The 21,857-nt window shown below is 66.9% G+C and carries 19 protein-coding genes and 1 tRNA gene; 7 read left to right on the forward strand and 13 right to left on the reverse strand.

What is annotated here, in order from left to right:
- Positions 1-9: 9 nt before the first annotated feature.
- The 3 genes from sucC to ACTHQS_RS16650 form a co-directional block, all read right to left on the reverse strand.
- On the reverse strand, positions 10-1,179 hold the full coding sequence (sucC, locus tag ACTHQS_RS16640; RefSeq protein ID WP_440171157.1) for an ADP-forming succinate--CoA ligase subunit beta: 1,170 nt from the start codon (positions 1,177-1,179) through the stop codon (positions 10-12).
- A gap of 225 nt (positions 1,180-1,404) precedes the next feature.
- Complete coding sequence (locus ACTHQS_RS16645; RefSeq protein ID WP_440171160.1) at positions 1,405-2,112, reverse strand: hypothetical protein; 708 nt, start codon at positions 2,110-2,112, stop codon at positions 1,405-1,407.
- Between the two features lie 94 nt (positions 2,113-2,206).
- Positions 2,207-2,884, reverse strand: coding sequence for an NADPH-dependent F420 reductase (locus ACTHQS_RS16650; protein WP_440171162.1), 678 nt, complete (start codon positions 2,882-2,884; stop codon positions 2,207-2,209).
- Positions 2,885-3,009: 125 nt separating this feature from the next.
- Here ACTHQS_RS16650 and ACTHQS_RS16655 point away from each other — a divergent pair, with 125 nt between their 5' ends.
- Positions 3,010-3,588, forward strand: coding sequence for a TetR/AcrR family transcriptional regulator (locus tag ACTHQS_RS16655; RefSeq protein WP_440171164.1), 579 nt, complete (start codon positions 3,010-3,012; stop codon positions 3,586-3,588).
- A gap of 52 nt (positions 3,589-3,640) precedes the next feature.
- On the opposite strand, the gene pcrA is transcribed toward ACTHQS_RS16655, so the two are convergent.
- Positions 3,641-6,187: a DNA helicase PcrA gene (gene pcrA / locus ACTHQS_RS16660; protein ID WP_440171239.1), complete on the reverse strand. Its 2,547-nt coding sequence runs from the start codon at positions 6,185-6,187 to the stop codon at positions 3,641-3,643.
- A gap of 116 nt (positions 6,188-6,303) precedes the next feature.
- On the reverse strand, positions 6,304-7,134 hold the full coding sequence (locus ACTHQS_RS16665) for an inositol monophosphatase family protein (RefSeq protein ID WP_440171165.1): 831 nt from the start codon (positions 7,132-7,134) through the stop codon (positions 6,304-6,306).
- Positions 7,135-7,166: 32 nt separating this feature from the next.
- Here ACTHQS_RS16665 and ACTHQS_RS16670 point away from each other — a divergent pair, with 32 nt between their 5' ends.
- Positions 7,167-7,793: a hypothetical protein gene (locus ACTHQS_RS16670; RefSeq protein WP_440171166.1), complete on the forward strand. Its 627-nt coding sequence runs from the start codon at positions 7,167-7,169 to the stop codon at positions 7,791-7,793.
- Here ACTHQS_RS16670 and ACTHQS_RS16675 read toward each other — a convergent pair.
- Positions 7,790-8,563, reverse strand: a complete 774-nt coding sequence (locus ACTHQS_RS16675; protein WP_440171168.1) for a DUF998 domain-containing protein — start codon at positions 8,561-8,563, stop codon at positions 7,790-7,792. The two genes, ACTHQS_RS16670 and ACTHQS_RS16675, sit on opposite strands and share 4 nt — an antisense overlap.
- 85 nt (positions 8,564-8,648) lie before the next feature.
- Here ACTHQS_RS16675 and ACTHQS_RS16680 point away from each other — a divergent pair.
- From ACTHQS_RS16680 to ACTHQS_RS16690, 3 genes are all read left to right on the forward strand, one after another.
- Positions 8,649-8,721 (forward strand) — tRNA-Arg (locus ACTHQS_RS16680).
- A 1-nt stretch (position 8,722) separates the two neighbouring features.
- Positions 8,723-9,202, forward strand: a complete 480-nt coding sequence (locus tag ACTHQS_RS16685; RefSeq protein WP_440171170.1) for a DUF6314 family protein — start codon at positions 8,723-8,725, stop codon at positions 9,200-9,202.
- Positions 9,199-9,627, forward strand: coding sequence for an NUDIX hydrolase (locus tag ACTHQS_RS16690; protein WP_440171171.1), 429 nt, complete (start codon positions 9,199-9,201; stop codon positions 9,625-9,627). The genes ACTHQS_RS16685 and ACTHQS_RS16690 overlap by 4 nt, the downstream gene beginning before the upstream one ends.
- Here ACTHQS_RS16690 and ACTHQS_RS16695 read toward each other — a convergent pair.
- Positions 9,624-11,537, reverse strand: a complete 1,914-nt coding sequence (locus ACTHQS_RS16695) for an ABC transporter ATP-binding protein (RefSeq protein ID WP_440171173.1) — start codon at positions 11,535-11,537, stop codon at positions 9,624-9,626. The genes ACTHQS_RS16690 and ACTHQS_RS16695 overlap by 4 nt on opposite strands.
- A gap of 2 nt (positions 11,538-11,539) precedes the next feature.
- Positions 11,540-13,201: an ABC-F family ATP-binding cassette domain-containing protein gene (locus ACTHQS_RS16700; RefSeq protein ID WP_440171175.1), complete on the reverse strand. Its 1,662-nt coding sequence runs from the start codon at positions 13,199-13,201 to the stop codon at positions 11,540-11,542.
- A 262-nt stretch (positions 13,202-13,463) separates the two neighbouring features.
- Here ACTHQS_RS16700 and ACTHQS_RS16705 point away from each other — a divergent pair, with 262 nt between their 5' ends.
- Together ACTHQS_RS16705 and ACTHQS_RS16710 are read left to right on the forward strand one after the other, a co-directional pair.
- Positions 13,464-14,195: a hypothetical protein gene (locus tag ACTHQS_RS16705; RefSeq protein WP_440171177.1), complete on the forward strand. Its 732-nt coding sequence runs from the start codon at positions 13,464-13,466 to the stop codon at positions 14,193-14,195.
- A complete protein-coding gene (locus ACTHQS_RS16710) occupies positions 14,192-14,929 on the forward strand; it encodes a hypothetical protein (RefSeq protein WP_440171179.1) in 738 nt (245 codons plus the stop codon). Before ACTHQS_RS16705 ends, ACTHQS_RS16710 begins: the two co-directional genes overlap by 4 nt.
- Positions 14,930-15,163: 234 nt before the next feature.
- Here ACTHQS_RS16710 and ACTHQS_RS16715 read toward each other — a convergent pair whose 3' ends face one another.
- The 5 genes from ACTHQS_RS16715 to mobA form a co-directional block, all read right to left on the reverse strand.
- Positions 15,164-18,196, reverse strand: a complete 3,033-nt coding sequence (locus ACTHQS_RS16715) for an alpha-mannosidase (protein ID WP_440171181.1) — start codon at positions 18,194-18,196, stop codon at positions 15,164-15,166.
- A 124-nt stretch (positions 18,197-18,320) separates the two neighbouring features.
- Positions 18,321-19,199 carry a formate dehydrogenase accessory sulfurtransferase FdhD gene (gene fdhD / locus ACTHQS_RS16720; protein WP_440171182.1) on the reverse strand — a complete coding sequence of 293 codons (879 nt, stop codon included), beginning with the start codon at positions 19,197-19,199 and terminating at the stop codon, positions 18,321-18,323.
- Positions 19,200-19,313: 114 nt separating this feature from the next.
- The gene (locus tag ACTHQS_RS16725; protein WP_440171184.1) at positions 19,314-20,726 is read right to left on the reverse strand and encodes a molybdopterin molybdotransferase MoeA; all 1,413 of its coding nucleotides are present in this window, start codon (positions 20,724-20,726) and stop codon (positions 19,314-19,316) included.
- Positions 20,723-21,016 carry a DUF6457 domain-containing protein gene (locus ACTHQS_RS16730; protein WP_440171186.1) on the reverse strand — a complete coding sequence of 98 codons (294 nt, stop codon included), beginning with the start codon at positions 21,014-21,016 and terminating at the stop codon, positions 20,723-20,725. The genes ACTHQS_RS16725 and ACTHQS_RS16730 overlap by 4 nt, the downstream gene beginning before the upstream one ends.
- Positions 21,013-21,732, reverse strand: coding sequence for a molybdenum cofactor guanylyltransferase (mobA, locus tag ACTHQS_RS16735; RefSeq protein WP_440171188.1), 720 nt, complete (start codon positions 21,730-21,732; stop codon positions 21,013-21,015). The genes ACTHQS_RS16730 and mobA overlap by 4 nt, the downstream gene beginning before the upstream one ends.
- Positions 21,733-21,857: the final 125 nt, after the last annotated feature.

The following is a 21,857-nucleotide window of genomic DNA, read 5'->3' on the forward strand; positions in this document are numbered from 1 at the left end:
TGCGTCCCTTTACTTCGCTGCGTTGGCGAGCTCGGCGGCCTTGTCGGCGCCCTCGTCCATGGTGGCGGCCAGGGTAACCAGCGGGTGGTTGGCCTCGTTGAGGATGCGGCGGCCTTCCTCGACGTTGTTGCCGTCGAGGCGGACTACCAGCGGCTTGTTCGCGGTGTGGCCCAGTTCGGCCAGTGCGCCGACGATGCCCTTGGCGACGGCGTCACATGCGGTGATGCCGCCGAAGACGTTGACGAACACCGACTTGACCTGCTCGTCGCCCAGGATGACGTCCAAGCCGGCGGCCATGACCTCTGCCGAGGCCCCGCCGCCGATGTCCAGGAAGTTGGCGGGCTTGACGTTGCCGTGGTTTTCACCGGCGTAGGCAACGACGTCCAGGGTGGACATGACCAGGCCTGCACCGTTGCCGATGATGCCCACTTCGCCGTCGAGCTTGACGTAGTTGAGGTCCTGCGCCTTTGCCTTGGCCTCAAGCGGGTCTGCAGCGTCCTTGTCCTCGAGCTGCGCGTGCTTGGCGTGACGGAAGTCGGCGTTCTCGTCCAGGGAAACCTTGCCGTCCAGTGCCACGATGTCGCCGGCGCCGGTCTTGACCAGCGGGTTGACCTCCACCAGGGTGGCGTCTTCCTTCTTGAAGACATCCCAGAGCTTGAGGATCACGGCGGCGACCTTGCCGCGCAGTTCCTCGGCGAAGCCGGCGGCTGCGACGATTTCGTCGGCCTTGGCCTGGTCGATGCCCACGGCGGGATCGATGGCAATCTTGGCCAGCGCTTCGGGACGTTCGACGGCGAGCTGTTCGATCTCCATGCCGCCTTCAACCGAGCACATGGCCAGGTAGTTGCGGTTGGCGCGGTCCAGCAGGACGGAGAAGTAGAACTCCTCGGCGATGTCCGCACCCTGGGCAATCATCACCTTTTTGACGGTGTGGCCCTTGATGTCCATGCCGAGGATGTTGGAGGCGTGCTCAAACGCCTCATCAGCGGACTTTGCGACCTTGACGCCGCCGGCCTTGCCACGGCCGCCTACCTTGACCTGTGCCTTGACAACGGTAACGCCGCCGATCTTCTCGGCAGCTGCCTTTGCTTCTTCTGGGGTGTACGCCACGATGCCGGCAAGCACGGGTACACCGTGCGCCTCGAACATATCGCGCGCCTGGTATTCAAACAGGTCCACGGTTTAGTGTCCTTCTACGTCGAAGTAGTTTCTGTACAGTCGGACACCATCGGAAAAGACGATGACCGGGCTGCGGATTGCACGCACCGGCGGCCTGTCTGGAAACGAGCCACGCGGCGTAATGCTCCATGGGGAACTCTAGTCCTTTGGAGGGACCGGGCCGTCCCAGACTACCTCTTATGTGAGTAAGCACACTATTCTATGGGGCGTAGAAAAACCGCGGAATCACGGGGTTTTTTGACCCTCCGGCTGCGGCGGCTGGCTGCTTTTGGCCGGCCCCGGAACCAGCTCGTAACGTTCGGGGGAAACGAAGAATCCGACGCCCCCGGAAACATTTCCGCACGCCACCCCGCCGTTGTAGGCCGAGCAGCGGAGCCCGTTGCGCTCCAGGTTCTGCCCGTCCGCAAGCACAGGCAACTGGGTCAGCGCTCCCTGCTTGTTCCCCTTGGGCCCGTAGGTTCCTTCCATGGATGTGACGCCGGAGCGGCATTCACCGTACCGGGCGGTGTCCGGCGACAGGAGGGCCACACCGCCCAGGTAGCCAAGATGGGTCCCGGCGCAGTCGTCCTTGATATCGCCTGGCTCGGGCGCCGGGTAGGAGGCGAGCTCGCAGTGGGCCACCGGGACGATGGGCAGCTTGTTGTTGGCGGCGTCGCTGTAGCGGTTCTGCTCGTAGGGGAGGTTGAGGTGTTCCCCGCGGGCGGACGTGAGCGAGCACGCGATGGTCCGGTCGGCGGTGATGAAAGAGAGGACATCTGCACCGCTGGAGAACGTCTTCGCATCGGCCAGTGGCGCCTTTTCCAGCTGTTCCATGGGTTGCAGAGGAGCCGGCGGAACGTAGGACGGGTCCTTGGTGGTCACGGTGCAGCCTGTGGCGGTGATCAGGAAAAGGGCGGCCAGCATCCCCCATACAGTCCGTCGCATGGCCTCCATTATGCCCGGCCGCGGAAAGTCGGGGACGCTCAGCCGCTGGTGTTTGCCGGCGCGGTCCTCAGGCAACCCGCGTGTGACTGCCGGGTCCGGCCCGTCAGCGGACGATCTTGAAGTTGAAGGCCGGCGTTCCAAGTGCACCCCAAAGGCGCAGCCAGACAGGCAGCAGCATTTCGGTTCCACGGGCGGTAGTAATGTCGCCGAGATCGATGACGTCCTGGTGGCCGAAGTCCTTCAGGATCCCGGTGACAATGGCCTTCGCCTCCGCATCGTTACCGGAAACGAAGACGGAACCAGGGTCAGGCAGCAGTCCGGGACGGGCCATCAGGTCCGCATTCAGGGTGTTCAGCGCCTTCACCACCCGGGCAGTGGGGAAGGCACGCTGGATTTGCTCAGCCAGCGAATCGGTGTCCTTCACAAAAAGGGTTGCCGGCATGCCGTTGCTGAAGTCGAGCGGGTTGGCAATGTCCAGGATCACCCTGCCATCGAGGCTTCGAGCACCAACCTGCCCCAGAACGTCAAGGGATGCTCCGCCGTTGGTGGCGTTGACGATAAGCTCGGCGCCTGCCGCAACGTCGGAGAATCGTGCAACCTTGATGTCCGGGTGTTCCGCGGCCCAGGCAGCGAAGGCCGGGTTGCCCATTTCATCCGCCCCGTTCCGGGCCATGGCGGCGTCAGGATCGCGGGTGCCGACGGTGACGGAATGGCCGAGCTCTGCGAGGCGTGCTGCGATGGTCCGGCCGACCATGCCGGTCCCCAGTACTGCTGACTTCATGCTGTTCTCCTGTTCGCGCGTGGTCCACCCACTCAATGTGACGGATCGTTCTCAAGTTTGTGACGGATCGTTCCGTCTGTCAAACTTGGTGCGTCGATGTCGGAGCGAACGAGAGGAGTGTTGTGGTGCGCAGGACTGCTGAGGAAAATCGGCGTAATGTTCTGGAAGTTGCCACGCGCCTGTTTTATGCGCACGGTATCCGGGCTGTGGGAATGGATGCCGTCGTCAAAGAGTGCGGGGTGGGCAACGCCACCGTCTACCGGCAGTTTCCTACCAAGGATGCACTGGCCACCGCCTACGTCCAGGGCCGGGCCGACGCCTGGTTCGAACGCATGCGTGATGCCGCCGGCGGGGAAGCGGCTCCGCAGGACAAGCTCGTTGCCGTCTTCGAAGTACTGGCCACGGACTGCGCCGGGAGCGGCTACCGGGGGTGCCCCATGTTGAACACCAATACCGAGTTCCCCGAGGGGTCGCACCCGGCTCATCTGGCAGCCGTCGCGCACAAGCAGCAGGTCCGCGACTGGTTCCGCGAACTGGCGGCCGACGCCGGCGTCCAGGATCCCGACCAGCTTGCCGAGGAACTCCTCATTGTCCTTAACGGCGCATATGCCACGGCCGCGGTCCTGGACGGCGCTGCGTACGGGGCCCGGGCAGTGGCCATGGCCCGCCGCCTCGTGGCCGGGTCCTGCCCGGCACGTAGCTGATGCTGCACCCACCGGACCCCACGCTGGCAGGGCGGCGCGGGCGCGGGCGTTTCTAGGCGTCGAGTTTGGTGAGCGGGGCGTAGCGCAGCAGCAGGCGCTTTTCACCGACGTCGAACTTCACCTTTGCCACGGTCTTGTCTCCTGCGCCTTCGAGGGCCAGGACGGTTCCGTTGCCGAAGCTGGTGTGGTTGACCTTGTCCCCCACGCTGACGGCGATGATTTCCTTCTGCGGCTGCACCCGGTTCTTGGCGATGAACGCCGGGACGTCGGCATTGAAGCCGGCTGAAGAATCTGCCGCGGCTCCGCGGGCGGTACCGGCGCCCCAGAACGATCCGCTGTACCGGCCCGAACCAATCGAGCCGCCCCCTGCCCACGACTGCCGGCTGGTTCCTTCCCGTTTCCATTCCAGGAGCTCGGCGGGGATTTCCTCGAGGAACTGGCTGGCAGGGTTGTACTGGCTCTGGCCCCACATGCTGCGTACCTCGGACCGGGTCACGTACAGCCGCTTCCGGGCACGGGTGAGGCCTACGTAGGCCAGCCGGCGTTCCTCGGCCAGTTCCTTGGGGTCGGTGGCGGAGCGTTGGTGCGGGAAGAGCCCGTGTTCCATGCCGGTGAGGAACACCACCGGGAATTCCAGGCCCTTGGCCGTATGCAGGGTCATGAGCGTCACCACGCCCAACCGCTTGGCTTCGGCCACGGCGGCGTCGATGTCCGCACCGGGGGCATCCGGGATCTGGTCGGCGTCGGCCACCAGTGAGACTTGTTCCAGGAATGCGCCGAGGCTGCCCTCGGGATTCTCCTGCTCGTACTCGCGCACCACGGCCACAAGTTCGGCGAGGTTCTCCACGCGGGACTCATCCTGCGGGTCGGTGCTGGAGCGGAGTGCGGCAAGGTAGCCGGTCTGTTCCAGCACGGCTTCGAGGGCCGCGGCAGCCCCCGACCCGGCGGCCACCTCGGCGAGGTCGTCAAGCATTTTCACGAAGCCCAGGACGGCGTTGACCGAGCGGGTGGCCATGGCGGGCGCCTGGTCCGCGCGGCGTGCGGCCGCCATGAAGGAGGTGCGTTCACGGCTGGCGAGGGCCGCCACGGCACCTTCCGCGCGGTCACCGATGCCGCGCTTGGGTTCGTTGAGCACCCGGCGGAGGTTGACGTCGTCGTCCGGGTTCACCAGCACGCGCAGGTAGGCCAACGCGTCCTTGATTTCCTTGCGCTCGTAGAAGCGCGTGCCGCCCACCACTTTGTACGGCAAACCCACGCGCACCAGCACGTCCTCGATGGAGCGGGACTGCGCGTTGGTCCGGTAGAAAATGGCCACATCACCGGGGCGGAGGTTCTCTTCGTCCTGGAGCCGGTCGATTTCCTTGGCGATGAACTGCGCTTCGTCGTGTTCATTTTCGCCAACGTAGCCGATGATCTTGTGGCCTTCGCCCTCGGCAGTCCACAGCCGCTTTTCGGGCCGGTTGGGATTGCGGGAGATGACGGAGTTGGCGGCACTCAGGATGTTCTGGGTGGAGCGGTAGTTCTGCTCCAGCTTGATGGTGCGCGCTTCGGGGTAGTCCTTTTCGAACTCCACGATGTTGCGGATGTCAGCGCCGCGGAAGGCGTAGATGGACTGGTCCGAGTCACCCACGACGGTGAGCTCCGACGCGCCGGGGCCCTCACCCACGATCTCGCGCACCAGGGCGTACTGGGCGTGGTTGGTGTCCTGGTATTCGTCCACAAGGACGTGGCGGAACCGGCGGCGGTAGGACTCGGCCAGCGCCGGGAAGGCCCGGAACATGTAGACCGTCTCGGCGATGAGGTCATCGAAGTCCATGGCGTTGGCCTGGCGCAGGCGCTGCGTGTAGCCCTTGTAGACGTCCGCCACCGCATGTTCGAAGGGGTCGTTGTAGTTGGCCGCGGAGGCGAAGGAGTCGGCGTCGATCAGTTCGTTCTTCAACGCGGAAATCTTGTGCTGGATGGCCTTGGGCGCAAACTTCTTGGGGTCCAGGTCAAGGGATTTGGAAACCTGGGTAACCAAGCGCAGGGAGTCGGCGGAGTCGTAGATGGAGAAATTGGATTTCAGGCCGACGTTCGCCGCTTCCTGCCGCAGGATCCGGACGCAGGAGGAGTGGAACGTGGAGATCCACATGATCTTGGCGCGTCCGCCCACCAGCGCCTCAATGCGTTCCCGCATCTCCGCGGCCGCCTTGTTGGTAAACGTAATGGCCAGGATCTCGCCGTGGTGGGCACGGCCGGTGGCAATCAGGTAGGCGATCCGGTTACTGAGCACGCGGGTCTTGCCCGATCCGGCGCCGGCGACGATCAGCAGCGCCGATCCGCCATGCTTGACCGCTTCCTCCTGCTGCGGGTTCAACCCCTGCAGCAACTGGGCAGCATCGGGGCGGCGGCTGCCATGGTGGCCGCCGTCGTCGTGCCTGTTCCCGCCGTTCGGGTTGGACTGTTGCCAGCCGCCGGAGCGGTGCTGGCCGCCGCCTTGCGGGTCCGGCATTCCGCCCGGCCCGGCGGTGGTGACAACGCCCTCGGACCCCGTCCTGGTGCGGGCGGTGACGGCGGGGGCGGCCTTGAACGGTCCGTCAGAGTACGGGTCAAACAACATATCCATGGTGCCTACAAGTCTAGGCGGTGGGACCGACACCGCCTTCCAGCCTGTGGATTACTGGCCCTTATCCACCGGCCGGAAACGGTATGCGCCCATGCCAGGGCAACATATGCCTAGCCCACCGACGCTGACTCAAGGGCCGCGCGCAACTCGCGCACCGCCGTCGTTCCTCCTGCGATAAACCACTCCAGCCCGTTGACCCGGACGGTGTCCACGGCACCGCCGGCCGCAAGGACGATGGCCTTTCCGGGGAGCCAGTCCCATTCCGGACAGCTGTGCTGGAACCAGCACCCCAGCTGCCCGTCGGCCACCCGGCCCAGGTCGCACGAACCGGATCCCAGCATGCGGAGGGACGCGGCGGAGGTCGCGGCGGCGTGCCAGGGCATGGCGCACATAGGGTCCATCAGCCACGTGGGATGGATGTAGGTGGCAGCACCAAGTTCGGCAACGCTGGTGGTGTTGCGCCTGCCTCCGGCGTCGGCAAACGACGTCAGCGCTTCACCGTTCAAGGTGGCAGGCCGGTCATGGCCGCCAAGCCACAACTTGTCCTCCTCAGGCTGGAAAACAGCGCCCAGCAGCACATCGCGGCGGTCCTTGAGCGCGATGGCTGAGCACCAGTAGGTGGAGCCGTGCAGGAAGTTGTAGGTACCGTCCACGGGGTCTATCACCCAGGTGCGGCCGCTGGTCCCCTGGACGGAGGCGCCTTCCTCGCCCACGATCCCATCCTCCGGCCGGCAGCGCCTCAGCTGTTCCAGCACGTAGGCCTCGGCGGCGTGGTCGGCCGCGGTCACCACGTCGGAGACAGAAGTTTTTTGCTCGGACTCCAGCCCGGCCATGCGCATGAGGAGCGCCAGCTGTCCCGCTTCACGGACCAGCGCGGCCGCCAGGTCGTAGTCATTCAATGAGGGGTCAAGAACAGCTGCGCTGTGTCGGCCAGTGGTCATGCGTTCAGTTTATGGGGCGGGATAATGGTGCCATGGCCAAAACCCCTGCCCAGCGGATCAAAAAGCACGGCGCCAACGCGGCCGTGCCGCAGCATCACCTGCCACCGGTGGTCAATCCCACCACGGCGCGAACACCGGAGAAGGCGCAGGGCAACAGCAACCTGATCGTCATCGCCGGCGTGGTGGCCAGCCTGTTCCTCTTCTGGTACCTGCACCTGCTGACCCTGAACCAGCTCACGCAGCTTTCCCAGGACATGGCCATGCCGGACTCGCTGGTGGGCGGTTTCGATGCCGGCTACATCAGCCGGCTTCAGGGCGCCATGAACGGCGATGCGCTGGGCCAGCTGAACTACGTGCACAAGACCGCCGGCACACTCTTCCCATTGATCTTCGGGTTCACGTGGCTGCTGCTCATTGGCACCAACGTGGCACGGAAGGCGGTCCGCTGGGCGCTCTGGGCGTTGCCCATGCTGTTCGTGGTGGTCCGGCTGTGGGGCAACGTGGCCATCGACGCCATGCTGGGCACGGCAGGTCCCGACGCCGGCCAGGTGGCCTTGGCGTCCGGCCTCACCGTTGCAGGCTGGGTGCTTCTGGTGCTGAGCCTGCTGGCCGGGGCGGCGGCGGTATTCCTCAACAGCCGGAAACGGAAAGAGCGCTAGGCGGCAGTTGCCCTTGCAGCAGCAGCGGCTGCCCGCAGCTGCTTCCGGTGCCTGTGCACCCGCTGCGCAACGACCAGCCCGGCGGCGGCCATTCCCACGGTTACCGGATAGGCCATCAACCGCTCCAGGGTGCCTGACTCGGGAACCATCATGTGGGTAAGCCCCCCGGTGGCTGTTGCCGCCACGGAGACGCCGCCGCACGCCAGGATGAACCACGCCATCCCTGTCTTCCGCAGCCACAGCAGGCCGAGCACCAGCAGTGCCGTGCCCCCGGTGATGAAGTACATGACGGCTCCCGCATAGTGCCAAGGGGAGCCAACGTCTTCGGGGACCAGCCCCACCACGACGGTTCCAACACCGGCGGCTCCGGTGAGCAGCCGGACGGCTGAGGCCGCGAGCCAAGGCTCCCTGCGCCCCCAGTCCACCCGCGTGCCAGGCCGTGCGGCCACGCGCAACAGTCCCGACGTCAGCAGTACCGCCCCCAGCAGCAGCCCCAGGCCCTGGACCACAAACGAGGCGTTCATCAGCCAGTTCAACGGCGAGCAGACATCCCGGCCGGAAAAGATCCCGCAGTGGAGCGCCCCCAGGTCACTGATGTACCCGGTCCTCAGGTCGTACGGACGCGGTCCCGCCCAGGCCATGGCCACGGCTGCCTCAGCGGCGAAATACTGCAGCACGCTCAGCACTGCCCACGCGCCGATGTACTGCCGGGTGGACGCAATGTTCGGGATGAAGGCAGTGGCGGGAGCGGCAGTGGGGGCTGGACTCATGCCTTGAGCGTAGTACGGCCCGGCACCTTGTATGCTTGTAACCGTGTCCGGACGGACCGGCCCCGCCGAACCCCACCGGACACCCGCCCTCGTAGCTCAGTGGATAGAGCACGGCTCTCCTAAAGCCGGTGTCGTTGGTTCGATTCCAATCGAGGGCACTTGAATTCTCCCTCCCCGGAGCCAAGCCTCCGCGCCTACCTCCTGGGCAGCTCTCCAACCGGCCAACCCGGGCGCCCGGGCCGCTGGCGGCTGGAGCGGGACCTGCTGGACAGGTCGGACGGCACCCGCGGAACCTTTTCCGGCGTCGTCACTTTCACACCAATTGACGACGGCAGCCTGGCCCTTCGCGAGGAAGGCACCATGCGCTGGCCTGCTTTTACCGGCCCCGCCTCGCGTGAGTACGTCCTGGAACCCGTGCCGGAGCCCGATGCGCTGGACGTGTTCTTTCCCGACGGCAGGCCGTTCCACCGCATGAGCTTCACACCGGACACCAGCCAGGACACCCACTGGTGCGACCCCGACACGTACCGCGTGTCCTACACCCGCCTGGGCCCGGACGCGTTCAGCTACAGCTGGGACGTGACCGGTCCCCGCAAGGATTTGCTGCTGGTCTCGCGCCTTGCCAGGATCGCCCCGTGAAGGACCGGATCGTGGTCTCCGCCGTCTGCGTGTTTGATAAGGCCGGGCGCCTCCTGACGGTGCGGAAGCGCGGGACCGGCATGTTCATGCACCCCGGCGGCAAGCCCGAGCCGGGTGAAACGGCCGTGCAGGCCGCTGCGAGGGAACTCGCCGAAGAGGTGGGCATCATCGTCCACCCCGGGGAGCTGGAACTGATGGGGGTGTGGATCGCCGACGCCGCCAACGAGGCCGCCACGGACATCGAAGCCACCGTCTTCATCGCCCCGGGTACCTGGCAGGCCTCGCCTGCTGCCGAAATCGCCGAGATCCGGTGGCTGGACATCAGCCCACCCGCCGTCAGCACGGCCCTCCCCCAGGACCTCGCACCGCTGCTGACGGACCACATCCTGCCCCTGCTGGCGGCACAGGCCACGAAGTCCGGCTAAAACTCGGGGACGGCTTCCTGCGCCACTGCCGTGGCCTCGGCAAACTGCGTCCGGTACAGCTCGGCGTAGCGGCCCTCGGCTGCCAGGAGTTCGGTGTGGGTTCCGCGTTCGACGATCCGCCCGCCCTCCACCACCAGGATGGCATCGGCCGCACGGACAGTGGAGAGCCGGTGGGCAATCACGACGGCGGTCCGGCCCTCGAGCGCGGCGCCCAGGGCTGCCTGCACGGCGGCTTCGTTCGTGGAGTCGAGCGCGGCGGTGGCTTCGTCGAGGATGACGACCCGTGGCTGGGCGATCAGGAGCCGGGCGATGGTGAGCCGCTGGCGTTCACCGCCGGAGAGCCGGTAGCCGCGCTCCCCCACCACTGTCTCCAGGCCGTCCGGCAGAGACCTGATCATGGTCTCCAACCGGGCCTGCCGCAGGACGTCCCACATGTCTTCGTCCGTGGCGTCCGGCCGGGCAAGCCGGAGGTTGGAGGCGATGCTTTCGTGGAACAGGTGGCCGTCCTGGGTCACCATGCCCAGGGTGTCCCGCAGGGAATCGAAGGTGACGTCCCGGACGTCCAGGCCCGTACCCGGCATGGTGCCGCCGAGCCGCACAGCGCCCGAGTCGACGTCGTACAGCCGTGACAGCAGCTGGGCGATGGTGGATTTGCCGGCGCCGGAAGAACCCACCAAAGCCACCGTCTGGCCGGGCTCCACCCGGAAGCTGACGCCGTGCAGCACTTCCTCGCCGCCCCGGGTGTCAAGGGTAGAGACCTCTTCCAGGGAGGCCAGGGACACCTTGTCCGCCGAAGGGTACGCGAAGCGGACGTTGTCGAACTCAACGGATACCGGCCCGGCCGGCACCGCCACGGCGTCCGGTTTCTGTTGGATAAGCGGCTTCAGGTCCAGGATTTCAAATACCCGTTCAAAGCTGACCAGCGCGCTCATGACTTCCACCCGGGCGTTGGACAGCGCCGTGAGCGGGGCGTAGAGCCGGGTCAGGAGCAGCGCCAGGACCACCACGTCGCCGGGCGCGAGCTGGCCGCCCAGGGCGAGCCAGCCGCCCAGGCCGTAGACCAGCGCCAGTGCGAGCGCGGAGACCAGGGTCAGTGCCGTGACGAACGTGAACTGCAGCATCGCCATGCGGACACCAATGTCACGGACGCGCCCCGCCCGGGCGGCGAATTCACGCGACTCCTCATCCGGCCGGCCGAACAGCTTGACCAGCGTGGCGCCGGGCGCGGAGAACCGCTCCGTCATCTGGGTGCCCATGGCGGCGTTGTGGGCGGCGGCTTCGCGGCGCAGGTCTGCGAGCTTGGAGCCCATGCGCCGGGCCGGGATCAGGAAGATGGGCAGCAGCACCATGGCGAGCACGGTCACCAGCCAGGACGTATTGAGCATCACGGCCAGCGTCAGTGCCAGCGCCACCGAGTTGCTCACGACGCCGGAGAGGGTGCCGGCGAAGGCTGACTGTGCCCCGATGACATCGTTGTTGAGGCGGCTGACCAGCGCCCCTGTCCGGGTGCGTGTGAAGAAGGCAATGGGCATGCGCTGCACGTGGTCGAACACCCGCGTGCGCAAATCCACGATGACGCCCTCGCCGATGGTGGAGGACAGCCAACGGGTCAGCAGTCCCACCCCGGCTTCCCCGACGGCCACGATGGCAATCAGCACCGCGAGCCAGATGACCGTGTCAACGCCTGCCTTGGCGATGATGGCGTCCACCACCTGTCCGGCGAGCACCGGGGTGGCGACCGCCAGGAAGGCAGCCACGATGGAGGAGAGCACAAAGGCGATGAGCTTGCCCTTGTGCGGGGCGGCGAAGGCAAGCACCCGCTTCAGGGTTTCCTTCGAGAACGGCTTGGAAGCGCTCTTTGCGGTGCTGATGTTGTAAAGCGAGCTCCAGGCCACGCGGTCCATGCTCATGGTTATTTCTCCTGGCTAGCAGCGTGGTGGAGTTCCTGGACGTTCCCGTTTTCCAGGTGCCACCGATAGTCGAGTCGGACGTTTTCCAGCAGGCGGCGGTCGTGGGTGACCAACAGCAGGGCGCCGTCGTAGCTTTCAAGGGCCTCTTCCAGCTGCTCAATGGCCGGCAGGTCGAGGTGGTTGGTGGGTTCATCCAGCACCAGCAGGTTCACGCCCCGGGCCTGGAGCAGGGCCAGGGCTGCCCGTGTCCGCTCCCCCGGTGACAGGGAATCCACGGCCCGCGACGTGTGGTCGGCTTTGAGGCCGAACTTCGCCAGGAGCGTGCGGACGTCGGCGCCGGTCCAGTCCGCCAGCACTGCTTCGACGGCGTCGCCCAGCGGCAGGCTGCCATCCAGCAGGCCGCGGGCCTGGTCAATTTCGCCGACGGCGACGGACGCACCCATGGAGGCGTCGCCGTCGTCCGGGGCCTGGGTTCCCAGCAGGAGGCGCAGCAACGTGGACTTGCCGGCGCCGTTGGGGCCGGTGATGCCGATCCGTTCGCCGCCATTGAGCTGGAGGTTGACCGGTCCCAGCGTGAAGTCGCCCTGGCGTGCCACCACGTTGCGCAAGGTGGCGACGACGGCGCTGGAGCGGGGTGCCTGGCCGATGCTGAACTGGAGCTGCCATTCCTTCCGGGGCTCCTCCACCACGTCCAGCCTGGCGATCCGGGATTCCATCTGCCGGACCTTCTGCGCCTGCTTCTCGGAGGACTCGGTGCTGGCGGCGCGGCGGATCTTGTCGTTGTCCGGGTTCTTCTTCATGGCGTTGCGGACGCCCTGGGAACTCCACTCACGCTGGGTCCGTGCCCGGGACACCAGGTCTGCCTTGGTGGCGGCGAAGTCCTCGTACTTCTCGCGCGCGTGCCGCCGCGCCACTGCGCGTTCTTCGAGGAAGGCGTCGTAGCCGCCGTCGTACACGTCCACGCTGTTCTGGGCCAGGTCCAGCTCAACCACCCTGGTCACGCAGCGGGCAAGGAACTCACGGTCATGGCTGACCAGGACCACCCCGCCGCGCAATCCCGTCACGAAGTTTTCAAGGGTGGCAAGGCCTGCGAGGTCGAGGTCGTTGGTGGGCTCGTCCAGGAGCACCACATCGAAGCGGCTCAGCAGCAGGGCAGCCAGCGCCACCCGGGCCGCCTGGCCGCCGGAAAGCCCGGTCATGAGTGCGTCAGGGCCGGCGTCCAGACCCAGCTCTGCAAGCACGGCAGGAAGGCGGTCATCCAGGTCGGCGGCGCCGGAGGCCATCCAGCGGTCGAACGCCCGGGCGTAGGCATCATCTGCCCCGGGAGCACCGGAGCCCAAACCCTCCGCGGTGGATTCCATCTCAAGGGTGGCTTCCGCGCAGCCGGTCCGGCGGGCGACGTAGGCGGCCACTGTTTCACCCGGAACGCGTTCATGTTCCTGCGGCAGCCAACCCACAAATGCATCCGACGGGGCAAGGCTGACAGAGCCCTGCTGGGGCTGGTCCACAGCTGCGAGGAGCCGCAGCAGCGTGGACTTTCCGGCGCCGTTCGCGCCCACGACGCCCACCACGTCACCGGGAGCCACTGAGAGCGAGAGCCCGGAAAAAAGCGTGCGGTGGCCGTGCCCGCCGGAGATGTCCTTGGCAACAAGGGTTGCAGTCATCGATTCGTCCTTTCGCCGCTGCCCGGACAGCCGTTGACGGCCGGCAGAGGCGGCGAAAAGCGGGCCGCGGCGCCGCTGGGGCTGCAGGACATAGAAGAACCCGCTGGTCCGGACTTGGGGGGTGTACGGACCAACGGGCTCGACCATCAACTATAGACGAATGTGGGCCATGGACAAAATCCGAGGTACACGGCGCCCGGCCGGACGCCGCACGCGGGCGCGGTAAAATCGTCAGCACCACCCGTTCTGCAGAGAGTCCTCCATGACCCTTTCCGCCAAGGCGTTCCAGCGCTGGCTGCAAGGCATCGCACCAGATGCCAGCACCGCAGACGTCTGCCGGGTCTCGGGGATCAAGCGGACCACGCTGGCCCAGCAACTGGTCCGCGGCAAGGTCTCCGTGAGCACTGTGGTCAGCATCAGCCGCGCCTACAGGATCAACCCCGTCACGGCACTGGCCGGGTTCGACGCCTACAGCGCCCTCGCTGGGCCGCCGCGTCCGCCCACCAGGAACGAGCTGGTGAGCCAGATTTCAACCGCAGACCTCCTCCGGGCGCTGCTGGCCCGCCCCGCCATGGATGCCGACCGGGGAGCAGCGGCTCCCGCCCTCAGCCCCGCCCCGCACGCCACTTCCGTGAAGAACTGGGTTGACGCCATTGACGACGGCGAGGTCCGGCACCGCGTTTCGGCCTCCACCGGGGTGGCCCCGCAAAACTATTCCGCCCAGTTGACGGCCAACCGGTTGTCCCCCGAGCTTGCCATGGCTACGGCGTCGGCGGCCGGGGTGGGACCTGCCGGCGGCCTGGTGGCCACCGGGGTCATCACGGAGGAGGAGGCCGGCTGGCCTCCCGGAGCCCGGCAGGCGGCACTGGACAGCCTCTCCGACGGAGAACTTACCGCGCTTGCAGGAGACAGGCTCCAGGCACTGGGCAAAGTATTGCGCCGGCAGGAGCAGGACCAGGCGCAGACAGAAAAGATTTGGGAGAACCTGGGATGATCGAGACCCTTCAATGGACCACGCTGGCCATCTGCGCATTCGTTGCAGTGGCCCGCGTTCCCAGCACCCTCCGCGGCGAGAACCGCTCCCTGTTTGGCATTTTTGCCATGATGACGCTGGCCATCCTGTTGAGCATCCAGGGTCCCTATCTGGTGATCGACCAGGCGCTGGGAGGGATCAACCTCGCCAACCTGCTGCTGCGGTTCGTGATCTTCGGGGCCATCTACTTCATGGGCATCCGCATCTCCAGGGGCTTCGGTGCAGATGGCGCCTATCGGCATATCACGGGGAAAACGGGGATGCTGGTTCTCTTGGTGATCTCCACGGTTATGGTGGCGCTGTTCTTCTCGATGGACACGGCCGGTTCCTCGGCGGGCCTAAGCGCCATTTCCGCGAAAGACGCCCGTCACTTCGCGCTCGTGGAGTACTACGGTGCGGCAGGCCGGGCTTATCCCGCCTATGTGGCCCTGGCCTTGGTTCCGGCCTTGGTGGGGGCGGCGCGGGACCGGCTTCCTGCCCTGGTGCGCACCGGTGCCGGGCTGCTGGCGCTGGGCGGAGCGGCGGTTGCCCTCACGCTACTCTTTCCGGTGATCCCGCCCGAACTGGGGCAAATTGAGTTCATCATCAATTACACGGCGATCCTGTGCTTCGTCGTCGGATTAGCCTTGATCTGGGCAGCAAGGGTGGTCAACGGCCGCAGCACGGCCCGCAAGAGGACATCTTCTGAAACATAACCTCCTGCCGCTTTCACAAAATCATTAGACTGTGACACAATCATGAATGTGTGAAGGCGGGGCCGCCAAGCGCTTTCGAACGGGGATAAATTCCAAATCGCCGCCGGCCCGGGGGCCTTTGCACACATTGGGGGGATGAGTGGTGGCGGATCGTTGGGGACCGCCCCCACTCAGCCTGTTTAAGGCCCCTTTCAGCAGGCCATATCAGCAGGGCCGGCCCACACAGGCGGGCAACTACTTCCGGGCAAACCTCAACGTCACCAGCTGGAACGGCCGGAGCGTAAGCACGGCACCGGTGCCGGTGGGCTCAACTCCAGGAGCTTCGGCGGCGCGCTCCAGGAGGTCCGTGGGCACAATGTCCCGCACCGGGAAGTTCGCCGTAATACTCCCCGTGGAACGCTGCCCCAGTGACTCGTAAAGCCGGACCACCACGTCGCCCGAACCGTCCTGCGCCTGTTTGACCGCTTCAATGACCAGGGCAGGATTGCTGACGCAGAAAAGCGGCTCCACGCCGGCGGCGCCGCTGACCAGCCGGGGCCGCAGGTTTGTCCGGTAGCCTTCCTGGACCGCATCGGCAATATCGGCACCCGGGCGGATGGCCACCGTCAACTCGTGCTGTCCACGGTCTGCGTCCGGGTCGGGGAACTTGGGTGCCCGCAGCAGGGAAAGGCGCACCGTGGTGGTGGTCCCGCCGTCGGCTTCCCTGATGCTCCTGCCCACGTCGTGGCCGTAGGTGGAGGAGTTGGACACGGCCACGCCGTAGCCGGGTTCGCCCACATGGATCCACCGGTGGGCGCAGATTTCGAACTTGGCGGCCTCCCACGAGGTGTTGGTGTGGGTGGGCCGGAAGACGTGGCCGAACTGCGTCTCGGCCGCCGAGCGGTCCGCCCGCACGTCGAGGGCGAACCCAAGCTTCAGCAGCTTCTCACGCTCCTGCCAGTCCACCGAGGTGGTGATTTCCAGTGACGGACTGCCGGGAGCGAGGGTGAGGCGCTGGGTCAGCGGCGACGTGCCCGCCAACCGCTGCACCACAACGACGGCGCTGCCGCCTTCGCTGGCAAGCCCTACCGATTCCGCCTGGACCAGCGGCGTGACGTTGCGCCGGTAAAACTCGTCGATGTCCCAGGCATCCCACTCATTCGGGGTATCCCGGTGCAGTTCCAGCAGGTTGCCGTGTTGGCCGGGGGCGATCGCTTCGCGGCCGCTGGCGTGGTCGCGCAGGGAGGAGAGGAGTCCGTTGGCGTCCACCACGGCCCGGATGATTCCGTTGTCCAGGATGTAGCCGCCGTCGTGCGGCGTGGCCTGCACGGGCTCCGGCCTCAACGCGGGCTCCCCCGCCGCCAGGGCGGGGACCCCGTCCCGGGCATGCGGTGCGGCGTTGAGCAGGAATTGGCGGTCGCCGGAGCCCAGCATGGCCGCAGCGGCGCGGTTGATCAGTGACTCGAGGGCAGTTTCGATGGCCTGGTAGTTCCGCTCGGCGTCCTGGTGGACCCAGGCAATGGCGCTGCCGGGAAGAATGTCATGGAACTGCTGCAGCAGGACCAGCTGCCAAAGTCGCTTGAGCTCGGCGCCGGGGTAGTCATAGGCGCCGCCGGCGCGCACGGCAGCGGTGGCGCACCAGAGTTCCGCTTCACGCAGCAGGTGCTCGCTGCGCCGGTTGCCTTTCTTGGTGCGTGCCTGGCTGGTGTAGGTGCCGCGGTGCAGCTCCAGGTACATCTCACCCACCCAGACCGGCAGGGCGGGGTACTCTTCCTCGGCCTGCCGGAAGAAGCTTTCCGCGGAGCCGATCCTGACCTTCGCGGATCCTTCCAGGTCGGCCGTACGAGCAGCGGCGGCAAGCATTTCGCGGGTGGGACCGCCGCCGCCGTCGCCATACCCGAACGGCACCAGCGACACCGTGCCGCGGCCATGGTCCCGGTAGTTCCGCTCCGCGTGGGCCAGGTCCCTGGCGCTGAGATCCGAGTTGTAAGTGTCCACCGGCGGGAAGTGGGTGAACAGCCGGGTGCCGTCGATTCCCTCCCAGTTGAAAGTGTGGTGGGGCATCCTGTTGGTCTGGTTCCAGGAGATCTTCTGGGTGAGGAACCAGCGGCTGCCGGCGGCCTTCACGATCTGCGGCAGGGCCGCACTGTAGCCGAACGAATCCGGGAGCCACGCTTCCCTGCACTCGATGCCAAACTCCGCCAGGAAGAAGCCCTTGCCCTCGACGAACTGCCGGGCCATGGCTTCGCCGCCGGGCATGTTGGTGTCCGACTCCACCCACATGCCGCCGACCGGGACGAACTGCCCCGCCCGGACCTTTTCCCGGATCCGGCTGAACAGGTCCGGGTACTGCTCCTTGATCCAGGCCAACTGCTGGGCCGACGAACAGGAGAAGACAAAGCCTGGGTCTTCATCCATCAGGGCCACCACGTTGGAGAACGTCCTGGCGCATTTGCGGATGGTTTCCCGGACCGGCCACAGCCAGGCGGAGTCGATGTGCGCATGCCCCGTGGCGACCAGTTGGTGCGCCGAAGCGTACGCCGGCCTGGCCAGGACGCCGGCGAGCGCCCGCCGTCCGGCGGCGGCGGTTCCGGCAACATCGTCCGGGTCCATCACGTCCATCATGCGTTCGAGTGCCCGGAGGATCTCGTGGCGGCGCGGGAGCTCGACCGGAAGCTGCTCCATGAGGCCTGCAAGGGTCCAGATGTCCTGCTGGAGTTCCCACACGCTCTGGTTCAGTTCGGCGATGGCGATGTTTCCCAGCCGGTACTGCGGGGCGTCCCCGGCGGTTGCCTTGTCCCCCAGCGGGGTAGCGGCAAAGGTCCAGCCCTGCGCCATGTCCGGGTTCGCAGCCGCTTCCACGTAGAAGTCCACCGCCATGCCGCTGCCCAGCAGCTTGAGCGGGATGTACTGGTTGCGGGGCGATATTGCCTTGATGATGCTGCCGTCGGACCGCCAGGCGATGCCTTCGCACTGGAACCCGGGCGCTTCTGTGGTGAACCCCAGGTCCACCACCACCTCCACGGTGGTGTCCGGGCCGCCGCCCCAGGATTCGGGCACTTCCCCCTGAAGCCGCAGCCACGTGGTGCCCCACGGCCGTCCCCAGGGCGCACCGTGCTCCTGCGGCTGGAACTCCTGCCTCATCGCCTCGAGCGCGGGGACCGGTTCACCGGGCACTTCCCAGCTGCTCAGGGTAAGCGGGACTGTCCTGCTGTAAACGGCAGGGACAATGCGCTCGCGCACAAATCTCGCGAGGCGGACTTCCGTGATCCTGCGGTCGTCATGCAATATAGGTCCTCTTTAGGCTGGAGACTGGATCATCGCGTCCATTCGATGGACAAATCTACCCGCTGGCAGCACTGCATCCAACCCCCTGGGCACATCCAGCGGACCGTCCCAGGTGTCGGCACCCCTACGTTCTTGGAACGGCCGCTTCGGGCCTCAGGATCCGGGCGTTCCCGGCGTAGACATTGAAACTGGCGCCCCGGCTGAATCCCGCCACCGTCAGCCCGTTCGCCTCTGCCAGTTCCACGGCAAGGCTGGAAGGGGCACTGACGGCTGCCAGGACGGGAATTCCGGCGAGCGAGGCTTTCTGCACCAGTTCGAAGGACGCCCTGCCGGACACCTGGAGGACTGTCCCGGCCAACGGCAGGAGGCCTTCGCGCAGCGCCCAGCCCACCACTTTGTCCACGGCGTTATGCCGTCCCACGTCCTCCCGCAGGCACAGGAGCCGTGGCTCGCCGTCGTCGTCGATCCTGAACAGGCCCGCCGCGTGTACTCCGCCGGTATCGTCAAAGACGCGCTGGGACTCGCGCAGCAGCCCCGGCAGGGAGGCCAGGACCTTGGCGTCCAACGTCAGCGGGTCCGCCTGAGGACTGTGGTGGGAGGACTTTTGGACAGCTTCGATGGAGTCCGTTCCGCAGATGCCGCAGGAGCTGGACGTGTAGACCCTGCGGCCAGTGTCGGGGAGTGGGACGTCCGGCCGCAACTGGGCCTCCACCACGTTGAATGTCTGGACGCCGTTTTCGTCCTCGCCGGCGCAGAAGCGCAGCGACACCAGCTGTTCGGGCGCCCAGATAACGCCCTCGGACACCAGGAATCCGGCCACCAGGTCAAAGTCGTCGCCGGGTGTCCGCATGGTGACAGAGTAGGAAAGCCTGCCCAGCCGGATTTCCAGCGGTTCCTCCACGGCGAGGACATCTTCGCGGTGCCGGACCGGGTACTCCAGGGCGGCCGGAGAACCGTCCAGAAGATACTTGTGCACCTTGCGGCGCTGGGTCACTCGTCCCATGTTCCACCCTGCCTGTTCATTACTCCATCATGGCACCAACAGAGCCTCCCCTTGCCCAAAAGGCGCAGCCCGGGGCGCTTGGCCCGAGCGCTCCAGCCCCAGCTGCCTGGCCCCTTAGCCCAGGAGTGCGCTCCAGTCGACGGGCCCGCTGGGTGCCGGTTTGGCCTTGGGCTGGCCGGTGCGGGCATTGCTTCGGGGTTTTGCGCCCCCTTCGCGGGGACGGGGAATGGGCGGCCCCCACGGCAGCGCGAAGGCGGGCACCACTTCGCCCAGCTGGACTCCGTGCGGCGGCACCACCAGTACCCCGTCGGCGGCGGCGAGCCCGCGCATCATGCCCGGTCCCGTATGCTGCGCCGGGGAGGCCATGCCGTACAGCAGCCGGAACGGCATCAGGCGGGTGCGTCCGGGGTCCGGCTCGATCATCGTCCCGCACGGCACCTCCTCCACTGGGGGCATGGCGCGGTGCCCCAGTGCGGCCAGCAGCGGAGCCCCCACGGTGGAGAGGGCCATCATGGCCGCCAGCGGGTTGCCTGGAAGTCCCAGGACAAAGCGGCCGTCCGGAAGTTCCGCGAGAACCGCCGGATGTCCGGGCCGCATTGCCACGCCGTCGATGATGAGCCGGCCGCCGAGTTCAGCCACTGCCCGCCGGAGGTGGTCAGTTCCCGAGCGTCCAGTGCCCCCGGTGGTGATGACGACGTCGGCAGGCAGGTCCGGAGCGTCGGGTACCTCAGGCAGTACGTCCTCAAGCGCCGCCAGCCATTCGGCGTAGGAGTCGCCGATCCGCTGCTGGCCGCCGGCGATGCCGCCCAGCATGGCAACGACGTCCGGCAACTGCGGGCCGAATGTGTCGCGCACCTGGCCGGGGGCGGGCGTGCCGTGCTCAACCACCTCTGACCCGGTCAGCACCAGCCGGACCACCGGCTTCCCCTGGACCTGCACTTCGTCGTAGCCGGCCAGGGCGGCCAGGGCCAGGTGTGCCGGGTTGAGTTCCACCCCCGCCTTGACCAGGGTGTCCCCTTCCAGGGCTTCCTCCCCGGCCTTCCTGATGTGCTCCCCCGCGCGGGGCTCGCCGGGTCGCGCCTTGCCGCCGGTCATCAGGACGGGGAGCCCCTCATCGTCCTGGCCGAGGACGGCATTCTCGGTGCGCAGAACAGCCTTGGCCCCGGGCGGGATCAGCCCACCTGTGGCAATGGGGCTCGCCTGGTGCGGTGCCAGCCGGGTCCCGGGCTCCACCGGAATCCACGGGCCGCTTCCATTGACTGCCCAGCCGTCCATCGCTGAGGACGCGTAGTGGGGCATGTCCTGAAGGGCCACGATGTCCCGGTCAAGTTTGCGGCCCACGGCTATCCGCAGCCCCACCGGTCCGGGGGGAATGGGCGTGGCTGCATCGAACGCAGCCTGCCGCGCCTCTTCCCAGGTGTGGGCCGCATGGTGGTGGTCAGCATGCCCCTGTTCAGTTGTAACCGGGTGCGCCTCTGCTTCACTGCCCGGCGGCGCCTCCGGATCGTCGTGGGGTTCTGCTGTCATTCGCCGGCGGTCCCGGCGGCTTCAGCGTCGTAGTCTGCGGCCAGTGAACGGGCAACGGCCAGCGCGGCGTCCATCGAAGCTGCGTCCATTTCCCTGCCTGGAGCGGCAGCCAGTCCCGCTGCGAAGCCTGCGATGAAGGTGGTCAATGGCGCGGCCGGGCGGACAACCGCATGGGCAGCGACGCCGGCAAGCGACAGTACGGCATTGACATCCACCTGGGCATCCTCAAGCTTGTATGCCTGGAGCAGCGCCCTGCACCACTCTTCCAGCGTCTCGTCCTGGCTTTTCACGACTTGCCTCCCACGTTGTCTCCGCCCGCTTGCCGGTCCTGGCATACGCGCTGCTTCCCGGCGGCAACCCCCAGCGCGGCAGCATCGTCCCAGGTATCCACATCGGAAGTGGACCCGGCGGGGACTGTGACAAGCTGCACGTCCAGACTAGCAAGGAGCGCCCTGACAGAGCCGTTGACCAGGGCGTTGCGGGAAGCGAGGTTCCTGCAGGCTTTTGTTAACCCAGCCGTGCCGTATAAACCTGCCAGCGGCTGCACGCGGCCGTCCTGGGCACAGGCGATCACGCCGTCCCCGCCACCCCCTGCGGCAGCGGATTGCGCCAGTACATCCCGCAGCGCTGTCACCGCCAGGGAAGCCAGCGGCATGTCGCAGGCCAGCACAAGGGAGTAGGGAGCCTCTTCGCCGTTCCTGGCCAGGGCGTCCAGGCCCGCGGCAATCGCAGCTGCGGGACCAGCGAACGGCGGCTCCTCCCGGCACATCAGCAGGCGGGAAGGCCTGGTCGGCGGGCGCAGCAGGCCGGCGGCCAGGGCCCCGTCCGGCAGGGACCCCGCATCGCCGACAACCACGGTGTGCCGCGCACCTTCCGCCGCGGCGATGGCACGTTCAAGCAGGGTCTGACCTTGGAAGACAAGCGACTGCTTGGGCACGCCGCCCAGCCGGGATGACCGCCCTCCGGCCAGGATCAAGGCGTCGAAAGCCAACCTGTTCTCTTGCACTCCCCCAGCCTATAGATCAACACGGTACCGGGCAGCCAAAGCCGCAGACCGGGGCTGGATCATAGGGTCAGGTGACCGGCAGGTGGCCGGGGAGCGCCTTGGCCACACGGGGCAGGTGGTGATGC

It is taken from the genome of Arthrobacter sp. SAFR-044, assembly GCF_051965175.1.
Taxonomy (GTDB): Bacteria; Actinomycetota; Actinomycetes; order Actinomycetales; family Micrococcaceae; genus Arthrobacter.